The following is a 20,766-nucleotide window of genomic DNA, read 5'->3' as shown; positions in this document are numbered from 1 at the left end:
TCATTATGGCATGATTTAGCGATTAATTTGCAATACGCGGTTAATTGGCAACACCTAATCCATTTTGAACTGTTTTCACACCTTCAATGGTAGAGACTGCTTGTACCGCTTTATTAATTTGCTCTTGCGATTTAACAAAGCCAGAAAGATATACAACACCATCGACGGTTTTCACTGAGATACTGTTGCTCGGAACGCCACTGGTAGATAACAGTTTGCTTTTAACATCCGCAGTAATGGCTGAATCATCGATATATCTGTCCGTACTTTTTGCGCCACTAGAGATAGCATCACCCGTATTTTCACCTGCAATACTGACGGTTTTCGAAGCGCTATCCCATGTTTCTGAAGCTTGGGTTTTTAACGCTTTATCTGACGGTGAGTTACAAGCGAATAATGCCCAGCTCAACCCAATTACTCCGATTGAACGTAATAGTGTTGTTTTTTTCATAGGAACCTTCCTTTCGCTGTTATTAATTAACCAATAATATAGCCTAAGTAAAAAAGCGTGAAAAATAAAGACAAACAACATGAAAGCCAGAATATTCCCTATAAATTTCGATTATTAGTAGGAATAAGCTCTTATAATGACGATTAAGATGGGATTACCCACGATAAAACAAAGGTTTTGTCGTGGGTAAGTTGAGGCAAGGAACAATTAGTGTTCGCGGGTTTTACGGAATCTAACGTCAGGATAACGTTCGCTAGTCAAATTAAGGTTAACCATGGTAGGTGCGATATAAGAGAGGTTATCGCCACCATCTAAAGCGAGGTTTTGCTCATTTTTTCGCTTAAATTCTTCGAATTTTTTCACGTCATCACACTCAACCCAACGTGCGGTTGATACGTTTACTGTTTCATAAATTGCTTCAACGTTATATTCACTCTTCAACCGAGCAACCACCACGTCGAACTGAAGTACCCCTACCGCACCGACGATCAAGTCATTATTGGTGAGAGGGCGGAAAACTTGTACCGCGCCTTCTTCCGATAATTGTACCAAACCTTTAAGCAGCTGCTTCTGTTTCAGCGGGTCACGCAAGCGAATGCGGCGGAACAATTCAGGGGCAAAGTTAGGGATACCGGTAAACTTAAGATCTTCACCTTGGGTAAAGGTGTCACCTATTTGAATGGTACCGTGGTTATGTAAACCAATAATATCACCAGCATAAGCATGTTCTACATGAGAACGGTCACCCGCCATAAAGGTCAAAGCATCTGAAATCACTACATCTTTTTTGATGCGGACTTGACGTAGTTTCATCCCTTTTTCAAAGGTGCCTGACACGATACGCATAAAAGCCACGCGGTCACGGTGTTTAGGATCCATATTCGCCTGAATTTTGAATACAAAACCTGTAAATTTTTCTTCTGTTGCGCTAACTTCTCGCACATCTGTTTTACGTGTCTGTGGTGCAGGCGCCCATTCGACTAAGCCATCAAGCATATGGTCAACACCGAAGTTACCTAATGCCGTACCAAAGAATACCGGAGTCAATTCACCTTCTAAGAAAGCTTCATGGTCGAATTCATGGGAAGCCCCTTGAACCAGTTCTAGTTCATCACGAAGCTGTTTTGCGAGCTCATCGCCGATAGCAACATCAAGATCTGGATTATTCAGCCCTTTAATGATGCGAACTTCTTGAATAGTATGGCCCTGACCTGTTTGGTATAAAATGGTTTCATCACGTAAAAGATGATAAACACCTTTGAATAACTTACCGCAACCGATAGGCCAAGTAATTGGGCAACACGCAATTTTTAGCTCATTCTCCACTTCATCTAACAGTTCCATTGGATCACGAATATCTCGGTCCAATTTGTTCATGAAAGTTAGAATCGGTGTATCACGTAAACGGGTAACTTCCATTAATTTGCGAGTCCGATCCTCGACCCCTTTACCGGAGTCAATCACCATCAAGCAACAGTCAACCGCCGTTAATGTACGGTAGGTATCCTCGGAGAAGTCTTCATGTCCGGGGGTATCAAGTAAGTTAATCAGACACTCATTATAAGGAAACTGCATCACGGATGTGGTAATTGAGATACCACGTTGCTTTTCCATTTCCATCCAGTCGGATTTAGCATGCTGATTAGAACCACGCCCTTTTACTGTTCCCGCGCGTTGAATCGCATGCCCGAACAGTAACACTTTTTCAGTGATAGTTGTTTTACCGGCATCGGGGTGAGATATGATAGCAAACGTTCTACGCGTGCTAACTTCATGTAGAAAATTCTGATCTGTCATTTAACTTTTCTTTTCGTCATACAGATTTGTACATGCATTGGGAGAGATACAACTTGGCTCTTAGCTCAGCAAATCCGTCTTGTTAATCGTAATTGGCGGATATTTTCGCAGATCTTGGGGTTATACACAATCAAAGCATAGAGAGTGCGGCGAAAAACAGCCACATACTCCCTTTACTTCAAGTTAGTTTGGTTTTTAATTCATGACGCTAATACTTAAGATAAAATCAATTGGCAAATCTCTTCACCAAGTGCTTGAGTACTTGCATTCCCCCCCATATCACGGGTTAAATGACGGCGCTGTTTAATCGCCGTTTCAACCGCAACCATAATGGTGTCGTGTATTTGTTGGCAGCCTAAGTGCTGCATCATCATTGCGGCTGCCCATATTGTTCCGATTGGGTTGGCAATATTCTGTCCTGCAATATCAGGTGCTGAACCATGAACAGGTTCAAACATCGATGGAAATTGTTTTTCGGGATTGATATTTGCTGATGGCGCAATGGCGATAGTCCCCGTACAAGCAGGACCTAAATCAGACAAAATATCACCAAATAAATTAGAACCGACAATCACATCATAAAATTCTGGCATTCTGACCAAGTTTGCCGCAAAGATATCAATATGGAATTGATCAACTTTAATCTCAGGATATTGCTTGGCCATTTCAGCCACACGACTATCCCAATAAGGCATCGAATGAAATAAGCCATTTGATTTTGTTGCAGAGCTAAGGTGTTTTTTCTCTCTCGTTTGCGCGAGTTCAAAGGCATATTTTAAAATACGGTCAGTTCCTTTACGGGTAAAAATACTTTGCTGGCAAACCATTTCATCTTCAGTGCCTTCATACTGAATGCCACCAATAGCGGAATATTCCCCTTCCACGTTTTCACGTACCACGTAAAAATCGATATCGCCCGGTTTTTTATCCGCAAGTGGGGATTTGATTCCGTCAAATAAGCGTACAGGACGTAGATTCACATATTGGTTAAATGCACGGCGAATTGGCAGTAAGAGTCCCCATAATGAAATGTGGTCAGGTACCCCCGGAAAGCCTACAGCACCAAGAAAAATGGCATCAAATTTTTTGAGTTGTTCTAAACCATCTTCAGGCATCATTCGCCCAGTACGATGATAAGTCTCACAAGACCAATCAAAATGCGTAAAGTTAAGCTTTACATTATGTTTGCTCGCTGCGGCCTCTAAAACTTTGAGCCCTTCAGGAATAACTTCTGTACCAATACCATCGCCAGGAATAACCGCTATATTGAACTGTGACATAATAAAAGCCTCTTACAACAGTGGGATAAATTAATCATGTATGTTCTCCAGTTTATGGCTTGCTGTGATAAAGTATAGGCATGAACTGTAATCCTTAGGTTTACAAACTATGAACAAGCTACCCGCCCTAGAGGATATCCGTGTATTCGTCACCGTTGCCCGCCTGATGAGTTTTTCGCAGGCGGCTGAGCAATTACGGGTCTCGCCTGCTTATGTATCCAAACGGATTAAATTACTTGAAGAAAACTTAGGACAACCCCTTTTTTTTCGTACCGCAAGGTCAATTAAACTTACCCATGAAGGGCAAATTGTCCTACGCAGTAGCGAAGTGTTATTGGGTGAAATTGAACACATGCAGGGGGAACTCAAAGCCTGCCGAGAAGAGATCCGTGGTGACCTAAGAATTAGCTGTAGTACAGGATTTGGTAGCGCTTATATCAACCCTTTTATTCTCGCTTTACACAGCGATTACCCATTACTTGGCATCGACCTAACGCTAACAGACAAATCTGTCGATATCATTAATGAAGATATTGATGTCGATATTTGTATTGGCGGGACTATTTCAGACCAATTTATTGCAAGGCGAATTGGTCAAAATATTCGAATCCTTTGTGCATCACCGGCTTATTTAGCACAACAGGGTTACCCAAAACACCCACTCGAACTTGAAAATAAACATTTCTGCATTGCCATCAAAGAGCGCAACCAAGCCCCCGCAATTTGGAAACTTCAGCATCAGCAAGAATCCATAAGTGTTTCGCCAAACAGCAAATTAATGGTGAATAACGGTGAAGTGGCAAAGCAATGGTGTGTCAGTGGGGAAGGTATTTTATTGCGCTCAGTGTGGAGCGTACTGCCAGAACTAAAATCCGGTCAACTCGTTCGTGTTTTACCCCAATGGCAGCAGGCTGCTGATGTGTATGCAGTTTATTCGAGAAGTATCCGAAGTCGTGCTAATCTTAGAGTTTTCATTGAAAACCTTGAGAAATACCTCGCGAAACATTTACAGCATGATTTTTTGGATAAATCTTTGGGTCAATAAGTAAAAGGTGGATATGCATTGATGACGGAAACAGAAGCTGAAACCTTCAAAGAACGCTTGCTTAAGCTATTAAAGCAGAAAAAATTGAGTCAATTAAAAGCCGCCGAAATCCTTGGTGTATCGCGAACGGCGGTCAACAAATGGACCAAGGGCGGTATGATTGATGAAGATAATCTCGACAAGCTAGCCACCTTGTTGGATGTTGACAAAATTTGGTTAAAATATGGCGAATACACCAATAACCAAGTCACTGTTTCTCATTCAGGCATCATGCGCAATATTAATGAAGTTCACCTGCAAGAATCCGCTGAAATTGTCACTTGGGAGTGGGATTTACTCACCGGCTCTCTAAATTATTCCGATAACGTTGAAGCTGTTTATGGTATTAAAATCACCACTAACGAAGATTTTTGGGCGTTAATGAACCAAGAATCAAAAGAAAAATTAGTTAATGGTTACTCTAAGATCATTCGTGAAGGTGGTGCCCATGAAATGGATTTTAAGATTAACTGGGAAGGTGAATACCGCTGGATAACCTCAAGAGCGACGGGAGTAAAAGGCCCTAATGGTAAGGTAACAAAACTGGTTGGGATCAGCTTAGATAATACCGAGCGTAAAAATAACGAGCTTAATTTACGCAAGATAAAATGTTATTTTGATGTACTGCTTGCCCATTTTAACCATCTGGTCGCTTTTACCGATAAAGCCGGTGAAATTCTAGCGAGTAACTTAAAAAATCAATCATCTGACATTGACTACCTTGAATTACAACGCCTCCTTTACCAGCTTGCCATTAACCACAAACCTTGGCTGGAAGAAGTGGCGCAAACAGGACGAGGACAAATTTTGTTCCAAGGAAGACAAATTACTGCTTATCATTATTTCAATGATGAAAAGCAGCCATTCTTAATGTTTGAGCTCAAAAATTAACCTATTCCCCCATCATGGCTCTTGATGGGGAAACGAATTAGAGATCCAAAACTAAACGCTTACTTTTCGCCCGAGAAACACACAGCATCATGGTTTTTTGCTGTGCTTTTTCATCGTCATCAAGGTAATGATCCCGATGCTCTGCTTCCCCTTCCAATATCGCAGTTTCACAGGTTCCGCAAACACCATTACGGCATAAACATTCAACATTTATCCGCTTATCTGCTTCGATTGCCTGCAAAATAGAGATATCTTCACCGACTTCCAAACTAAACCCTGAACGTTGAAAATAAACTTCAAATGAATCACCTTCACTGGCAATTTCCCCAAAGTTTTCAAAATGAACGTGTAACTCACCAAGGTGTTGGCTTCCATGTTCTATCACATCATTGATTAAGCTTTGCGGACCACAAACATACACATGGCTATCAGTAGGCTGCGATTTAATCAGTTGCTCAACCGCCATTCGTTGGCCTTTGGCTCTATCATATAAATGTAAACGTGAGCCAACTCGCGCTTGTAATTGCTCCACAAATGCCGCCGTTGCTTGGTCGCGAAAACAATAATGCAATTCAAAATCCATTTCAGCATTTTCTAATTCGTAGAGATAAGACAAGAATGGAGTGATCCCTATCCCTCCTGCAATCAAAATCTGCCTACCCTGAGTCTCTTTTTCTAATGAAAAAAAGTTTTGGGCCGGTGATAAATAAAGGCGATCCCCCTGCGCAATCTGTTGATGCATAAAAGAAGATCCACCTTTCGAATTTTCATCATGCAAAACAGAGATACAATAACTACCACATTGCTGCGGATCGCTCATCAATGAATAAGCACGTTGCAGCCCATCCATATGAACCGTAACATGACTTCCAGCACTAAAAGGCGTAAAAGTGCCATCTTGTGCCACAAATTCAAACATCTTAACTGTTGGGCTAACTTGTTCGATTCGGCTAACACTTACTGCAATTTTTGCTTGGCTCATCGCGGCTCCTCATTTTATCCAAGGTCAAGGCACAGATACTTAACACTCAAATAATCATCAATTCCATAATGCGACCCTTCTTTCCCTAAACCCGACTGCTTTACACCACCAAATGGGGCAACTTCATTTGAGATCATTCCGGTATTGATGCCGACCATACCGCTTTGTAATTTTTCCGCTACCCGATAAACACGGTTAACATCTTGAGTGAAAAAGTAAGCCGCTAGGCCATAAATAGTATTATTTGCACGTTGAATAACCTCGTTCTCATCTTTAAAACGGATCAGCGTAGCAATTGGGCCAAAAATCTCTTCATGAACAATATCCATCGAATCATCAACATCGACCAAAACTTTGGGGTTGATAAAGTGATCGTGCTCTTCGATTTCATTACCAAGCATGATCCTTCTTGCGCCTTTGCTTAATGCATCCACCAGCAATTTGTTCATAGAATCAATTGCTTTTGAAGTAATCATTGGGCCAATATCCGTTTCAACATCGAGGCCATTACCGACTTTGAGCTTTGCGACTTCCGCAGTGAACTTAGTCTGAAATTCATCAAAAATAGCATCATGTATATAGAAGCGATTCACGCATACACAGGTTTGCCCACCATTGCGAAACTTGGCTTGTACCGCACTGTTGACCGCTTTATCCATATCCGCATCAGCAAATACAATAAAAGGCGCATTACCGCCAAGCTCTAAGGATGTTTTCTTGATTGTCGATGCGCATTGCTCAGAAAGTATTCGCCCGACTTGCGTTGACCCTGTAAATGAAAACTTACTGATCAGCGCATGTTTTGTCAGCCTTTCCCCTAATAGCGTTGAATCCCCGGTGATGACGTTAAATATACCGGCTGGAATACCGGCTTCATCTGCTAACTGCGCCAAAGCAAGTGCAGTAAAAGGTGTTTCCGTTGCAGGCTTTATGATAATGCTACAACCTGCAGCCAGCGCAGGAGCCGCTTTGCGAGTGATCATCGCTGCCGGAAAATTCCAAGGGGTAATCGCGCTACATACCCCGATCGGCTGTTTGATTGTTGAAAGCCGATTACTCCCCACTGTTTGTGGGATCGTTTCGCCATATACCCGCTTACCTTCTTCTGCAAACCATTCAATAAAGGAAGCTGCATAGCGAATTTCACCTTTGGCTTCATGTAATGGTTTGCCCTGTTCAAGGGTCATCAAGCGACCTAAATCATCCACATTAGCTTCAATCAATTCAAACCAGCGGCGTAAAATAATTGCGCGAGATTTAGCTGTCTGTTGCTGCCAACCCGCCATTGCGAGGTGCGCTTGTTCAATCGCTTCATCCACTTGGGTGATATTCAGGCTGGGAATATTACCCAGCACAGTTTGATCCACAGGGTTGGTCACTGCTATTTTTTTAGCTGAATCAACCCATAACCCATTGATATAACATGACTGACGAAATAATGCGGAATTTGTTAGCAATTTCATTGGGTGATGCCTCCTACTGTTCATTAGCACCACTATTTCGTGTGTGCTCCTGCCAATAATTGATGAAAATGTGCAACCCCATGTTCACTGATCCCACTTCGTTGTCTATCTGCCATAATCCGCCCTTGTCCACGGTAGCCACGGGACTTCAACCCTTTTTGTACGCTTTCAACTAAGCGTAAATCCTCTGGGCGGAAGACGGTTCGATACCATTCAACAAGCTCCTTTTGATATTCCGTCAACTCTTCGTTTAAAAAATAGATGTCGTAATGCTGCAAAGTCTCCCCTGCATTGACTGGGAACTCATAAATAACCGTCATAAAGTCCCCCCCTGGCGGCATGTTAAACATGGTGCTTGGCCAAATCCAAAATCCAAAAAATCGCGGGTCGAGAACAGACTCATCAAATTGATAAGATGACTCAGAAGGCTTAGCTTTCCCTATTTGAACCGTCCAATTATCTCGCAGTTGATGTTCATAAACATTCACATCAACAGAGCTTGCGAAACTAACGTGGTTAGTTGGACAGTGATAACATTCGATATAGTTATCAACGATAGTTTTCCAATTTGCTGGAGTGTGGCTTACAAAACGCGCAGCAAGCTTTAAATCACTGATAACAGCACAAGCCTCTTCCATTTTTTGCGCTAATCCAGGCAGTTGCTCTTCTATCGGTTTAGGTTCACCCACAGTCATGTTTACATAAATAAAACCCGCATGTTCAATGACATGAAATTGACTCAATGACATCGCATCAGATTCAAAATTATCAACATTTTCACAGTTAGTTGCATGAGCCAACTGACCATCTAACTTGAAAGCCCAAGCGTGATAAGGGCAAGTGATCACATTTTTCACTTTCCCGCTATCACCACTAATCAGTTGATGACCTCGATGAGGACAAACGTTATAAAAACCACGCAGTACATCATCACGCCCCCTAACAATAACTAGGCTTTCACCAATCAATTCACGAGTGATATACGCATTTTTTTCTTTAACTTCACTGATATGCGCAACACATACCCATGAATTAGCAAATATATTTTCTTTTTCAAATTCGAAAACATCATCGGAAGTGTAATAACGTGCAGGGATTGTCCAGGCATTATCAATATCAAGGTGATCATTAATCGAAATGACTTTAGCTGCATTGCTCATAATTGCCCTCTCTTTTTGTAAACTTATAGTTAACATGATTTATTCGAATGTTAACGGAGATCGCATTAATGATCAAACTAAATATGAAAAATTATTTTCACTTAATTAAATTAATCAAAAAAATCAATATGATAATATGAAAAACAAAAAGGATACTGTTAATTAATGGTTAATTATTTGTTGACCACCTAATCTTTGCATGGCTATTCTTTGTAAACTGAAAGTAGCATTCCCTGCAAGCCAACTCTCATCAAAAGACATAATAAATAAGTGAGCAACTGGAGAAGAGGTATGATGAATAATAAAAAATTTGTTTTTTACGTGTCGCTAGCCTTTAGCTTAGCGCTAATCAGTGTTGGTGCATTTATACCAGACAAACTTGAGGCTTTTTCCCACTCATCCCTCAGTTTTATCTATAACAACTTAGGCTGGTTTATACTTGGTGCCGTTTTTATTTTCTTTAGCTTTTGCATGTATCTTGGCTTTTCAAAATTTGGGCATATTCGCCTTGGTGATGATGACGATAAGCCGGAGTACAGCACTGTCACTTGGGTCGGTATGTTGTTTAGCGCATCAATAGGCATAAGTTTGATGTTTTGGGGTGTCGCTGAACCGGTTTCTTACTATATTAGCCCACCCGTAGGTACAGGTTTAACCGAACAATCGGCTAAAACCGCAATGCAATATGTTTATCTGCACTGGGGTGTATCCGCTTGGGCATGTTACGCCTTAGTAGGAGTCTCTCTTGGTTATTTTCAATTTAGAAAGAAATTACCATCCTCACTCAGCTCAGTTTTTTATCCCCTAATTGGCGATCGCATCTATGGGCCAATTGGCAAATGGATCAATGTATTAGTGATCTTATCCGTGGTGATCGGGATCGCTACCTCTCTCGGGTTTGGAACACTACAAGTTAACAGTGGGATGAATTATCTGTGGGGATTACCCATTAGCATCTATGTGCAAATAGGGATCATCGCCATAGTTACAGTTGTGTATATCATGTCTACGATTTCAGGCTTGCAAGGTGCTATTAAGCACTTATCAAATTTAAATATCATTCTCGCGCTAGCATTGATGGCATTTATCTTTATATCGGGTCCAACACAAACCATTCTGAAAGTATTGTTTCAAGGCGTTGGCGATTATGTGCAAAATTTCGTCAGTATGTCATTTCGTACCGAGCCTTATAACGACGGTACTTGGATTGCAAATTGGACACTATTTTATTTTGGCTGGTGGATTGCTTGGGCACCATTAGTGGGAAGCTTTGTCGCGAGGATCTCTAAAGGAAGAACGATTAAAGAGTTTATGATTGGTGCAATATTTATCCCTGTATTAAGTGCATTTGCTTGGTTTGCCGTCATGGGAGGCTCTGCCATTCACTTGATTCAAAATTTAGGCCAAACAGCACTTGCCGATGCAGTAAAAACAGATGTCACTTCCGCACTGTTTAAGTTTTTAGACTATTTCCCTGCATCCACTTTTATTAGTGTGTTAGCTATCGTGTTAGTTTTGATTTTCTTTATCACATCCGCTAACTCAGCAGTTTTCGTATTAGGCATGGTCAGTGAAAATGGTAATCCGAATCCCTCTCACGTAACCAAAACGATCTGGGGTGTCATTATTGCTGCGATCGCTATTGTACTTATCATGACCGGTGGGTTATCTGGTTTACAGTCGGCACTTGTTGCGATGGCTGTTCCATTATCCATGATGATGTTAATAATGTGCTACTCCACATATAAAGGGCTCAATGACGAAATCAATGCACAGGCAGCAGTGAAAAAACAAAGTGAAAACGTAGGATTAGTGAATAAATCAATTATTCCAGAAATAGAGAAGCCATAATAAAACGGAATCATCGATAAAAACCACGAGACTATGTCAATACGCAGCGATATTTTTACCCAGTACACTGCTTACATATATCGTGGTTTTTTGTCTTAAAACGGAACAAACTCACACTCTTTATTGGCTATTCATCACTAAAAAGTGTTAATGCTAAAACCAGCGCATCTTCACGCCCTTTCTTAGCTGGATAGTAATCTTTACGTACTGTGGCTTGATGAAAACCTAGCTTATCATATAGATGTAAGGCAGAAGCATTAGACTCTCGGACTTCCAACCACAATGTGAGAATGCCTTTTTTAATCAGATCATCAATAAGTTGTTCTAATAGCATACGACCATACCCTCTACCTTGAAAGTCAGGGTGAATCGCAATATTAAATAACGTTGCCTCATCAAGAACATACTGAGTTATAGCATAACCAACAATTTGATTATTAAAGGAAATTTTTAGATTGTGATACTTTTCCCCTTGATTTCCATAAAAAACACGCTCAGTCCATGGAAAATCATGGCTTAGCTTCTCTATTAAGAAGGCAGTAGCGAGATCAGATTGCTTTAGTGTTGAAATTTTCATCATATTGATAAATTTGTTTCCATAGTGCCTGTTTAGCGCCATTACTTGCCATCAGCTCAGACAAAACAGGTGAAATAAAAGTCATTTTTGAACCTTCGGGGCGAACTTCGCCACCTAATACCCAACAAGGTATTGTTATTGGTGTTGGGATTAAATTTAACTGCTCTGAGTTAATACAAACCACATCGGTTTGATACACTTTCATTGTAAGAAAAATATCGCTCAGTAAGCGGCTGTTTAAATCAAGGTTCTCATCCGTAATTATAATAAGTTTAGTTGACTCAGGGATCCTGACGCCTCGTTCACCACGCAACACAGTAGGATTTCTCACCGTCCATTGAGTGATCCCCATTTGTTCTAAAAGCCTGTCACGTCGTGTCATTTGTTTTTCCCATCGCCATTTTACAACCACATCTTATCAAAGGGGATTAATCGCGCCAACAGAGCAATGCTATTTCTCCATTTTCTGGTAAAGTAGCGCAAGTTATTCTGTATATACCCAAAATAATTCGAGGTACAGCTAAGCGACAAATAGTCGGGTAGCTGAGTGTAGTCAACAACACTGCAACTTGAAGCATAACGGGTATGATGGTTCATTTTAGGAGATAGACAAAATATGTCATTACTGACACCCGCCAGCGAAGTTATCCAACGCCATCTCGAATATTTTACCGACCGTCATGTCATTTTTGCTGGTGACATTCAGGATGAACTTGCGGCGACGCTAGAAGCGGCAAGTGTTCGTGTTCTGACTAATCAGTACCATCGCTGGAAAAGCTTACAGCCTTTAATGGGTGATAACGCCTTGTTTGCCACAACAACACCGGCAGAATTTATCAAACCCTGTGACACTTTAATCTATTTTTGGCCGAAAAATAAACAAGAAGCCTGCTTTCAGTTAGATGATCTTTGTACGCACCTGACGGCAGGCAGCCAAATTTTCGTCGTCGGTGAAAACCGTAGCGGCGTAAAAAGTGCAGAATCAATCATGGAAGGTATCGCGACACTGCAAAAAATTGACTCGGCACGTCGTTGTGGCTTGTACCATGGTGAATTAGAAAACCCAACCTCTTTCGATATTAATCGTTGGTGGCGTGGATATCAGGTTGATAATGTTAAGGTTCACGCATTACCGGGTGTATTTAGCCATACTGAACTGGATATCGGAAGTGATTTACTGCTCTCAACCCTCACAAAACCAATGAGCGGCGATCTTCTTGATCTCGCTTGCGGCAATGGGGTACTAGCGGCCGTTATTGGGACACAAAACCCAGAGATAACCCTAACATTAAGTGATGTTAGCGCTTCAGCGATTGATTCATCCATTGCTACTTTGGCAGCGAATAAACTCACAGGCAAAGTGATTGCTAGCGATGTTTATTCCGATATTGATGAGAAGTTTGACTGGATTGTGTCTAACCCACCGTTCCATGATGGGTTAAATACCAGTTATAGTGCAGTGGAAAACATGATCCTCCAAGCGCCTAAACACTTAAAGAAAGGCGGGTCTATCCGTATCGTCGCAAATGCTTTCTTACCTTACCCTGATATGCTAGACAAAGCTTTCGGTGGCCATGAACTGCTGGCTAAAACAGGTAAATTTAAAGTTTACCAAGCAACCAAACGCTAATTTCGCCATTAATTTAAGCGTAAAAAAGGCCAGTGTGATATCACTCGCCTTTTTTTAACGCAATAAATTAAGCTGCAGAATGCTGTAAAAAAAATGCAATTAAAAAGCACAATAGTGACAGGCCAGCAGGAATAATTAGCAAGCGTCGAGAACCCCGATTAAATAGCATTCCAGCGGTCGCTATCATCAAAATTATCATCGTGATTCTGAGATTATCTAAGCCCATATTGTTGAGTAAATAAGTAATGCTCAGCAATATCACTGCAAAAACGCCCCACAACCCGGCGCCTATACGCCGTAAACCGGCTGCTTTTGATACGCTAATTGGCATAACCACCTCAGCAAGATTAAATGATAATGATTATCAATCATATCTTGTTTTTGATGAATTTCAATCTTATTTTATACGAAATCCACCTTGGGTTAATGCTATCGCATTTTGTCTCAAATAGGTAAGTTCCAATATTATTAGCAGCCATAGGTAGGATGATGTGAATAATAACTAGGGAGAGGTTAATACACTTGATTGACTAAATTAGTTTCTGTGAGATAAAAAATTCTCCGCGACATCCTGTCACAGAGAATTTGTACTACAGGGTTGGTTTATTGCTTCAGTCCCATTGCATCGCGCATGGTAAAGAACAAATCTGTTTGGTCGGTTAGCCCCATCACGTTCGCAGCATGAGGACCGTATGCAGCCACACGTAACTGAGCCCCCGTATGCTCCTGTGAATCTTCTTCTTCCGAGTTACCGTAATTCACAACCATCACCGAGCCATCTTTGGTGATCAACGCTTGAGTTAGACCTGTTGATTTAGTCCCTTCAGGGATGATTTGGCTTGAATGTGAATGGTCTGCCGTGACGATAACTAGCGTATCACCATGCTTTTTAGCGAAATCTAAGCCAACTTGTACCGCTTGATCCAATGCAACTGTTTCACCAATTTGGCCACATGGATTTGCTTTATGATCTTGTTTATCGATAGATGCACTTTCAACTTGTAGGAAGAAACCATTTGGATTTACTTCCAATAAATCGATGGCTTTTTGTGTCATTTGAGCCAACGTTGGGGCATCTGGACTTAATTTTGGATTCGGCTTACATTCAAGGGGCTCATTCTTTAAATTACCCTGATAAGTCGCTTTCGGCCCTTCCCAAGCCACCGTCATATTGCCATCGTGGAATAAACCTAACACCGGTTTGTTTTGGTTCGCTTCTTTGATTGCATCTAATGATTTTGCGTCACGAACGATCATATAGCCACGGTCAATCGCTTGCTGTTCTAAGGTTTTACCTTTGTAATCACCCGCTTTAGCTTCTTGTTGGAAGCTCTTCGCGCCACCACCAAGGGTAACATCAGCACGAGTCACCAAAAGCTGTTCAGAGATAGACCCACGACCGCCATTTTCTAATGCATTCGTTGCACATTTTTCAGTGGTTTCTTCAGGGCCGTAACACTTACGTGCCGAGACATGCGCGAACTGCGCTGCTGGTGTCGCATCTTGAATTTCAGAGGTTGTGACGTTACCCGTTGCTTTGCCACTGCGCTTTGCGATTTCGATTAACGTTTCATGATCATTACCGAATACATCGATTCCTAACGCACCATTATAGGTTTTCACACCCGAAGACCATGATGTGGCTGATGCGGCAGAATCTGTGACGTAATCAGGTTTTTGTGTCTTTTTGTCTAATGCATAATGGGTATATTGGCCGGTGATAGGTAGCGCATCAATACCTTTAAAGAAGCCAGATGCACCTTCTGCGTAATTACGCGCAACGGTGATTTCTGAATCACCCATACCATCACCAATAAACAAAATAACATTCTTGGCCTGACCGTTGTGAAGCGCCGCTTTCATAATCTCGGTTTGCTCAGTTGCTAAACGACGAGCCCCACCAAACTTAGTGATATCACCTTGAGCTGCACGATTTTCAGAAACGGCATCATTTTTTTCAGCTGCGAATGCAGGAATCGCACTACCTAAAATCAACGTACTTACCGTAACGGCCAAAATAGATTTGATGAAATTACCTGTCATAACTGTTTCCTTGCCAATAAAAGAAAATAAATAAGTTTTACTTCAAATAATGACAGGCATGTTAGTTGAGCCACATGACAGTTGAATGACGCTTTTATGTCGAATTAAAGATGGTTGTCATAAAAATGAAAAAAGCGGTGATGAGGTAAACTACTTTAAAATAAAGTGATTACCATTAGCAAAATAAGTTAATTTAATCAGTGGCAAAATGTATTTCCATCAATTGATTGACCAACTTTAGTGCGCTCAATAAACGATGGCGCTGCTGCTGAGTTAATCGTAAATATCGGCGAGTCGCTGGAATTCGGCTTATCATCTCAGAAGCCGTGAAAGGCTCTATCTCACATTGCCAAATACCGTTTTTAATCGAGATAGTACAACGGTTAAAATCAAGCTCTTCAAGCGTCTGGCGAATAACGGGATATTGATTGATTAAATCAATAAATAGCTGACCTTCAGGCTGTTTAGAAATAAAACATACCGACTTCTTACGCAAACTACCCGTAGTTTTAACCTCAATATGCAAGTCTAAACTATTATCACAGTGTCCTGATACCGCAAAACGACTATAGACAATAAAGGCCATAAACAGCGTTTTAACACGTTCAGTTACCTCAATGGTAAATCCCTCTTTAGGCTTAATATGGAGTACGCCTGCCGTACTCCAATCACATTGATAGGGAACCATATCTCGTTCTATTTTATTTAAAGTTAAGCCCGCTTGATATCCGATTGGCATACGCTTTTGGGCTAATTTTTTCCAAAATGCCCATTTAGGCGAGGTTGCGTAATGGTTCAAGTTGTACCTCCTCTAACGCTTCTTTCGAAAAGGTATTAGATAAAACTAGTTCAACATCAACAGGTTTAAATGGATTTACTTTCTGTACAAACACCGTCCACACGAGCGCATAGCTCGCCGTCAAACCTAACATAATGGCGAAAGGCACATAAACCTCGGACTTATCCATCCCCGGCGGCGTGATATAAACAATGGCGACAATAATACCAACACTCGAAATAATTTGCGGTATAGGGAAGAAAGGAGAGCGGTATGCGCGATGTAAATCAGGGCGACGAATGCGCAATAAAACCACTGAAATGGTGACTAAAAGATATGCGGTTCCCCATGAACAAACTGCAGCTAATACTAATGGGATGATACGTTCAAGGTCACCTTGGATAGCAAATGCATGTAAACAAGGGATCATCACGGCCACTAAAATACCAAATACAGGTGTTTTAAAACGGGGGTGTAGGTAAGCAAATACACGCGGTAATGCTCCATCAAGTGCCATACCGTATAAAATACGCGGAACTGCCGCCATCAAAGTATTAATTGTCGCGCCTCCCGCTAATAACAATGCAACACCAATCCAATATTTACCAAAATCGCCCATAACTTGCCCAGCAAAGGCAGGTATTGCCATTGGTGTTTCAAGTAAGCTGGTTTGGCTCTGTGGATCCACAATGACATTTTCGACTTGGTTGGTAAGTGCCGCGCCAAATAAAAACATACAGGTTGCCACACCAAATAACCCTACCATCATCGCTCGAGGGATCACCTTGGCTGAATTTTTAATTTCAGGCGCCATTGGTGTAACTAATTCACAGCCCACAAACATAAACATCGCCATACCAATAAAACTGAGTACAAGCGTGGGGTCTGAAAGATTCAATGCTTCACCAAACCAGCCATCAACAGAAACATGGAATGGCATTAATAGTCCGCATAAGCTAAAAATCACCAAAGTGCTCCACATTGCGAAGGTCAACACAACTTCAACTTTACCGAAAGCTTCAATACCAAAAGCATTCAGTAAACCAAATGCAATAACCAACCCAACACCGACCATCCAAGAGGAATTATTGGTTTCCAGTACTGTGTTCAGGCTTTCAAAATTCACTAATGCCATAATGCCCGATAAAATTGTTTCTGCCGTTCCGGCAAAAACATGCACAATAAGATAAGCAGAAAGAGCGCCGGTGATCGCCCAGAATCGCCCCATTCCACAGGAAATATAATCATATACAGAGCCTGATGTTGGCAATATTGCCGCAGCCTCTGAGAATGTCGTTAGCTGAGCCTGCATCATGATAAAACTCAGTAACACGGCCAAAGCAAAAGTGTCACCGCCAATACCAAAACCGCTAGTAACCGTTAAAATAACTGGGCTCGCCATAATCACACCGACAGAACTTGCCAATGTGGTTGGAAAGCCAACCTTACCTTGTTCAATATGTGACGATAATCTGGATGACATGTTCATTTTGCTTCCCTCTATATTCTCAGAGCACAGCCTTGATTGTGAATTTTTTGTAAAAATACAGAAGCTGTTTTCTCACTATAGAAATAAGCATAAACATGTCGCTATCGTTCTAAAGGACGATACCCAGAGAGAGGGGAGAGTGACGAAATAAAAGCTAAAAGTACTCATCCAACAGATGAAAATAAAAATAACTGATTAAATATCAACAAATAACAAAAAAATACTTTATTAATATATTAATAATTAAACAGCAAAATATACCCAAAGCTAAATAAACCATCCCAGCGTTAAAATTATGAGTTTCAAATACTGTTATCGAGCTCACGTTATCAATATGTTTATTTTATGTTGCGATGAATAAGTAGGATGATAATCATATAACTGACAACAAAGGTAACATGATGAATACTCCTCCATTTAACCATCATCAAAAAACGCTGATTGACTGTTGTCTGAAAACTATCTCTCACATTATTCCTATTTCGGCTTCAGTTTATTATCTTGTTAATGATCATTGGCAGCCGGATAACCATGTCCTTTATGGCGTACCTTCTCGAATGCATCAAGACTATATGAAGTACTTTTATCAGCTCGATCCCCTACATCCTGATAATTTTCGAGGGGAGGATTTACGGTTAGTGAGAATGGCAACAGAAATGAAGCAGCATAATCAGGCATTTTTTTATGATTTTATGCAGCCAAATAATATGACGGATATGGCAGAAATTTTTATTCGTCGAAAGAATAAGATTATTGCAGGGATTTCGGTTTTACGGGATAGCCCTTTCACACAACAGGAAGTCATGCGCTTAAACGCAATTCTTCCCGTCGCAGAGCTTATGACCTTTGATGTGCTACCGGATTCATTAGTTTCTTATACGCCAAAAGAACAACAAATCATTCATTTGGTTCGGGAAGGGGCGAGTAATAAAAGAATTGCGCTATTACTCGGCGTATCGCTTTCTACGGTGAAAACGCACCTACGGAATATCTTCACTAAGGCGAATGTCGCTAATCGCACAGAGCTGGTTTCATCGGGCTTTATTATTCATCAAGATAATTTATTGTAGCTGCTTATGCTCAAAGTAAAGTAAGCCTGAATTATTTCAATCCTTTGAGCTGTTTCACTGCGGCTTCTATGTCTATTTCATCTTCCGTGAAGGTTAATGTTGTTCCATGAAGCGTATTCACCGCCAGCTTTTTTAGCGAGCGCATTTCACCCAGTTCTGTGGCTGATTTCGGCCTAATGCTGCTCATCAATGTCCCCACAGAGAGTATCGTATTTTCTTTATCAATACGGGTATCCGCAGGGACTTCTTCACTATAAACCAGATAAGACTTGATCGATGTAAGTTTAAGGCGTTCGCCTGCAATATAGATATATTTACTTTCTGGCACCACTTTTACCGCAAATGCTGACAACCCTTTGTTATTTGTCGTGGGTTCGAAAGTCACTGTCGCATCTTTTTTAATCAGCTCAGGGTTGGCAACCTTAATCACATGAAAATAACGGTTATCACCGTTTTCATCTTTGATAAATCCAAAACCTTTATCGTCAAACCATGTTGTGATCGTTCCATTCATCGCCATTATCGCCTACTTAATTATTTATCTACTGTATTTTCGCAGCGCGCAGTATAAAGCACAATGCCTGCATAGACTATGTCTTTAGTTTAAGCTCAGATGTTCAATTCGGGTAGCCTAACTCGCCAGGCAACTTAAAATTCGTTATCATTCACTGCCACTTTTCACCCGGATAGCCTGATGTCGCAGATTATTGATAATTTTATCGCCCCACCCTGTCATGACAAAATAGAGATCCTCTATCAAGACAATCATTTGGTCCTTATCAATAAACCCTCAGGGCTACTCAGTCTATCAGGAAAAAACCCGCAAAATCTGGATTCAGTACATCACCGGCTAGTACAAGTATTTCCCGGATGTACTCTCGTCCACCGCTTAGATTTCGGGACTTCAGGGTTAATGGTCATTGCGCGTAATAAGGCAATAAATGCTGCGCTCTGCCAACAGTTCAGCCAACGTACCGTCACTAAAGTATACAGTGCACTGCTGTGTGGGCATCTAGACGAAAATGAAGGTGTGATTGATGCCGCTATTGCCAAAGACCCTGCATTATTCCCACTGATGTCGATTTGTGCAATCCACGGTAAACCGGCTCGATCCCGCTATCAAGTCGTAGAACGCTTTTATCGTACATTGGAAGATGGGGTATTGCTGCCATTGACGCGGGTACAGCTAACGCCAGAAACTGGGCGTACTCATCAACTTCGCATACACTGTCAGCAATTAGGCCATCCTATTTTAGGCTGTGACCTATATGGTGGCCGCCAGCAACAAGGTACTGAACAAACGCCACGGCTGATGCTACACGCCAGTGAATTGCGTTTTGTCCACCCTATTAGCGGGGAGGAAATGGGTATCCTTAATGCCAGCCCATTCTGAGTATACCCTTCATACTTCAAGTTGCAGGGTTGTTGGCTAGCACTTCGCTATTCGAGTCACATACTAATGTATGCTCCTCGAGCTATCGTCCCTTGCCGCCTACCTGCATCATGTATTATTTTGGGTATATATAATAACTGTCATACTTCAAGTCGCAGGATTGTTGGCTAGCACTTCGCTACTCGAGTCACATACTAATGAATTACCACATCAAATCATCAGGAACTTTAAAGTCAGCGTACGGATCTTCTTCGTCTTGCTCTTCCTGACTAAGTGCATTATTTAATACAATGCTGCTTGCATCCCGCTGCATAATTTTATCTGCGACACTTGAAGGAATAATCGCATATTCACTCATATCACTGTTATCAATAACCAAACGAGCGATGGCTAAGCGGCCACTAATCAGCTGAGCTTGGGTTACCTTATCCACAATAACTTTTTTAATTAAATTATTATCTGTGAAATTAAAACCAATATCCCCTTTTGAAGGGTCAATCCTATTCATTTCAATCAGCTGCTTTACTTGAGCTTTGTGCTCTTTAGTTAAGGCCGTTTGTTTTTGCTGTTCATTTAACTGTTTATCACGTTCAAGCTGTGTTTTTTTATTTTCTTCCACCGCCTCTCTTGCCTCACGAGCTTGAACGCGGGATTTTTTAGTTGTTCTTTGGACTTTAGCCATTTTTTTGCTGGTCACAAGCCCTGCTTTTAGCATCTGTTCTTGTAAGGTGAGTTTTGTCATCGTTGTTTCTCAGCCAGTTGAATAATTTGTGAGATTATACCTGTAATTTTTGAAACTGTATCAAGTTGAGTGATTTGAACATTGT

At 41.2% G+C, this 20,766-nt stretch carries 20 protein-coding genes; 6 read left to right on the top strand and 14 right to left on the bottom strand.

Going from position 1 to position 20,766, the window contains the following annotated elements; genetic code table 11:
- Positions 1-40: 40 nt before the first annotated feature.
- From M998_RS13565 to M998_RS13555, 3 genes are all read right to left on the bottom strand, one after another.
- Positions 41-451 (bottom strand): BON domain-containing protein, encoded by a 411-nt coding sequence (locus tag M998_RS13565; protein WP_068439106.1) that lies wholly within the window; start codon positions 449-451, stop codon positions 41-43.
- 207 nt (positions 452-658) lie between these two features.
- Positions 659-2,248: a peptide chain release factor 3 gene (gene prfC / locus M998_RS13560; RefSeq protein WP_068439103.1), complete on the bottom strand. Its 1,590-nt coding sequence runs from the start codon at positions 2,246-2,248 to the stop codon at positions 659-661.
- A 215-nt stretch (positions 2,249-2,463) separates the two neighbouring features.
- Entirely contained in the window at positions 2,464-3,528 is a 1,065-nt protein-coding gene (locus tag M998_RS13555) for a tartrate dehydrogenase (protein ID WP_068909346.1), read from the bottom strand.
- A gap of 109 nt (positions 3,529-3,637) precedes the next feature.
- Here M998_RS13555 and M998_RS13550 point away from each other — a divergent pair, with 109 nt between their 5' ends.
- Both M998_RS13550 and M998_RS13545 read left to right on the top strand, forming a co-directional pair.
- Positions 3,638-4,573: a LysR substrate-binding domain-containing protein gene (locus tag M998_RS13550; RefSeq protein ID WP_068909344.1), complete on the top strand. Its 936-nt coding sequence runs from the start codon at positions 3,638-3,640 to the stop codon at positions 4,571-4,573.
- A gap of 21 nt (positions 4,574-4,594) precedes the next feature.
- Positions 4,595-5,503: a helix-turn-helix domain-containing protein gene (locus tag M998_RS13545; RefSeq protein WP_068909342.1), complete on the top strand. Its 909-nt coding sequence runs from the start codon at positions 4,595-4,597 to the stop codon at positions 5,501-5,503.
- Positions 5,504-5,540: 37 nt separating this feature from the next.
- Here M998_RS13545 and M998_RS13540 read toward each other — a convergent pair whose 3' ends face one another.
- The 3 genes from M998_RS13540 to M998_RS13530 are packed head-to-tail and all read right to left on the bottom strand — an operon-like array spanning position 5,541 to position 9,108.
- Entirely contained in the window at positions 5,541-6,485 is a 945-nt protein-coding gene (locus M998_RS13540; RefSeq protein ID WP_068909340.1) for a PDR/VanB family oxidoreductase, read from the bottom strand.
- Positions 6,486-6,499: 14 nt separating this feature from the next.
- Positions 6,500-7,948 (bottom strand): NAD-dependent succinate-semialdehyde dehydrogenase, encoded by a 1,449-nt coding sequence (locus M998_RS13535; RefSeq protein ID WP_068909338.1) that lies wholly within the window; start codon positions 7,946-7,948, stop codon positions 6,500-6,502.
- A 32-nt stretch (positions 7,949-7,980) separates the two neighbouring features.
- Positions 7,981-9,108: an aromatic ring-hydroxylating oxygenase subunit alpha gene (locus tag M998_RS13530; RefSeq protein ID WP_068439093.1), complete on the bottom strand. Its 1,128-nt coding sequence runs from the start codon at positions 9,106-9,108 to the stop codon at positions 7,981-7,983.
- 291 nt (positions 9,109-9,399) lie between these two features.
- Between M998_RS13530 and M998_RS13525 the strand changes: the two genes are divergently transcribed.
- Positions 9,400-10,959 carry a BCCT family transporter gene (locus M998_RS13525; RefSeq protein WP_197467539.1) on the top strand — a complete coding sequence of 520 codons (1,560 nt, stop codon included), beginning with the start codon at positions 9,400-9,402 and terminating at the stop codon, positions 10,957-10,959.
- 127 nt (positions 10,960-11,086) lie between these two features.
- Here the strand turns inward: M998_RS13525 and rimI are convergent, their stop codons facing one another.
- Together rimI and M998_RS13515 are read right to left on the bottom strand one after the other, a co-directional pair.
- On the bottom strand, positions 11,087-11,539 hold the full coding sequence (gene rimI, locus M998_RS13520; RefSeq protein ID WP_068439090.1) for a ribosomal protein S18-alanine N-acetyltransferase: 453 nt from the start codon (positions 11,537-11,539) through the stop codon (positions 11,087-11,089).
- Entirely contained in the window at positions 11,508-11,918 is a 411-nt protein-coding gene (locus M998_RS13515; RefSeq protein WP_068439088.1) for a DNA polymerase III subunit psi, read from the bottom strand. The genes rimI and M998_RS13515 overlap by 32 nt, the downstream gene beginning before the upstream one ends.
- A gap of 234 nt (positions 11,919-12,152) precedes the next feature.
- Between M998_RS13515 and rsmC the strand changes: the two genes are divergently transcribed.
- Positions 12,153-13,166 carry a 16S rRNA (guanine(1207)-N(2))-methyltransferase RsmC gene (rsmC, locus tag M998_RS13510; protein WP_068439086.1) on the top strand — a complete coding sequence of 338 codons (1,014 nt, stop codon included), beginning with the start codon at positions 12,153-12,155 and terminating at the stop codon, positions 13,164-13,166.
- Between the two features lie 67 nt (positions 13,167-13,233).
- Here the strand turns inward: rsmC and M998_RS13505 are convergent, their stop codons facing one another.
- From M998_RS13505 to M998_RS13490, 4 genes are all read right to left on the bottom strand, one after another.
- Positions 13,234-13,497: a DUF1435 family protein gene (locus tag M998_RS13505; RefSeq protein WP_068439084.1), complete on the bottom strand. Its 264-nt coding sequence runs from the start codon at positions 13,495-13,497 to the stop codon at positions 13,234-13,236.
- Positions 13,498-13,769: 272 nt separating this feature from the next.
- On the bottom strand, positions 13,770-15,209 hold the full coding sequence (gene phoA / locus M998_RS13500; protein ID WP_068439082.1) for an alkaline phosphatase: 1,440 nt from the start codon (positions 15,207-15,209) through the stop codon (positions 13,770-13,772).
- Positions 15,210-15,402: 193 nt separating this feature from the next.
- Positions 15,403-16,008, bottom strand: coding sequence for a DUF3156 family protein (locus M998_RS13495; RefSeq protein ID WP_232007536.1), 606 nt, complete (start codon positions 16,006-16,008; stop codon positions 15,403-15,405).
- Positions 15,983-17,476, bottom strand: coding sequence for an APC family permease (locus M998_RS13490; RefSeq protein ID WP_068909336.1), 1,494 nt, complete (start codon positions 17,474-17,476; stop codon positions 15,983-15,985). Before M998_RS13490 ends, M998_RS13495 begins: the two co-directional genes overlap by 26 nt.
- Positions 17,477-17,874: 398 nt before the next feature.
- Between M998_RS13490 and M998_RS13485 the strand changes: the two genes are divergently transcribed.
- A complete protein-coding gene (locus M998_RS13485; protein WP_068909334.1) occupies positions 17,875-18,546 on the top strand; it encodes a LuxR family transcriptional regulator in 672 nt (223 codons plus the stop codon).
- A gap of 31 nt (positions 18,547-18,577) precedes the next feature.
- On the opposite strand, the gene M998_RS13480 is transcribed toward M998_RS13485, so the two are convergent.
- Positions 18,578-19,066 carry a cold-shock protein gene (locus M998_RS13480; RefSeq protein WP_068439077.1) on the bottom strand — a complete coding sequence of 163 codons (489 nt, stop codon included), beginning with the start codon at positions 19,064-19,066 and terminating at the stop codon, positions 18,578-18,580.
- A 174-nt stretch (positions 19,067-19,240) separates the two neighbouring features.
- Between M998_RS13480 and M998_RS13475 the strand changes: the two genes are divergently transcribed.
- Positions 19,241-19,939, top strand: coding sequence for an RluA family pseudouridine synthase (locus tag M998_RS13475; RefSeq protein ID WP_068909333.1), 699 nt, complete (start codon positions 19,241-19,243; stop codon positions 19,937-19,939).
- Positions 19,940-20,141: 202 nt separating this feature from the next.
- Here the strand turns inward: M998_RS13475 and M998_RS13470 are convergent, their stop codons facing one another.
- On the bottom strand, positions 20,142-20,681 hold the full coding sequence (locus tag M998_RS13470; RefSeq protein WP_068909331.1) for a DUF2058 domain-containing protein: 540 nt from the start codon (positions 20,679-20,681) through the stop codon (positions 20,142-20,144).
- Positions 20,682-20,766 lie beyond the last annotated feature (85 nt).

It is taken from the genome of Providencia heimbachae ATCC 35613, assembly GCF_001655055.1.
GTDB lineage: Bacteria > Pseudomonadota > Gammaproteobacteria > Enterobacterales > Enterobacteriaceae > Providencia > Providencia heimbachae.
The sequence above is the reverse complement of the archived record's forward strand: the minus strand, read 5'-3'. Positions and strand labels throughout refer to the sequence as shown.

Bases quoted from the DNA above. Each gene is read 5' to 3' on its own strand.
- M998_RS13480 (WP_068439077.1), bottom strand. From the start codon at position 19,066: ATGGCGATGAATGGAACGATCACAACATGGTTTGACGATAAAGGTTTT.
- M998_RS13545 (WP_068909342.1), top strand. From the start codon at position 4,595: ATGACGGAAACAGAAGCTGAAACCTTCAAAGAACGCTTGCTTAAGCTA.
- M998_RS13535 (WP_068909338.1), bottom strand. From the start codon at position 7,948: ATGAAATTGCTAACAAATTCCGCATTATTTCGTCAGTCATGTTATATC.
- M998_RS13565 (WP_068439106.1), bottom strand. From the start codon at position 451: ATGAAAAAAACAACACTATTACGTTCAATCGGAGTAATTGGGTTGAGC.
- M998_RS13490 (WP_068909336.1), bottom strand. From the start codon at position 17,476: ATGAACATGTCATCCAGATTATCGTCACATATTGAACAAGGTAAGGTT.
- M998_RS13485 (WP_068909334.1), top strand. From the start codon at position 17,875: ATGATGAATACTCCTCCATTTAACCATCATCAAAAAACGCTGATTGAC.
- M998_RS13530 (WP_068439093.1), bottom strand. From the start codon at position 9,108: ATGAGCAATGCAGCTAAAGTCATTTCGATTAATGATCACCTTGATATT.
- M998_RS13550 (WP_068909344.1), top strand. From the start codon at position 3,638: ATGAACAAGCTACCCGCCCTAGAGGATATCCGTGTATTCGTCACCGTT.
- phoA (WP_068439082.1), bottom strand. From the start codon at position 15,209: ATGACAGGTAATTTCATCAAATCTATTTTGGCCGTTACGGTAAGTACG.
- M998_RS13540 (WP_068909340.1), bottom strand. From the start codon at position 6,485: ATGAGCCAAGCAAAAATTGCAGTAAGTGTTAGCCGAATCGAACAAGTT.
- M998_RS13470 (WP_068909331.1), bottom strand. From the start codon at position 20,681: ATGACAAAACTCACCTTACAAGAACAGATGCTAAAAGCAGGGCTTGTG.
- rimI (WP_068439090.1), bottom strand. From the start codon at position 11,539: ATGATGAAAATTTCAACACTAAAGCAATCTGATCTCGCTACTGCCTTC.
- M998_RS13555 (WP_068909346.1), bottom strand. From the start codon at position 3,528: ATGTCACAGTTCAATATAGCGGTTATTCCTGGCGATGGTATTGGTACA.
- rsmC (WP_068439086.1), top strand. From the start codon at position 12,153: ATGTCATTACTGACACCCGCCAGCGAAGTTATCCAACGCCATCTCGAA.
- M998_RS13525 (WP_197467539.1), top strand. From the start codon at position 9,400: ATGATGAATAATAAAAAATTTGTTTTTTACGTGTCGCTAGCCTTTAGC.
- M998_RS13515 (WP_068439088.1), bottom strand. From the start codon at position 11,918: ATGACACGACGTGACAGGCTTTTAGAACAAATGGGGATCACTCAATGG.
- M998_RS13505 (WP_068439084.1), bottom strand. From the start codon at position 13,497: ATGCCAATTAGCGTATCAAAAGCAGCCGGTTTACGGCGTATAGGCGCC.
- prfC (WP_068439103.1), bottom strand. From the start codon at position 2,248: ATGACAGATCAGAATTTTCTACATGAAGTTAGCACGCGTAGAACGTTT.
- M998_RS13475 (WP_068909333.1), top strand. From the start codon at position 19,241: ATGTCGCAGATTATTGATAATTTTATCGCCCCACCCTGTCATGACAAA.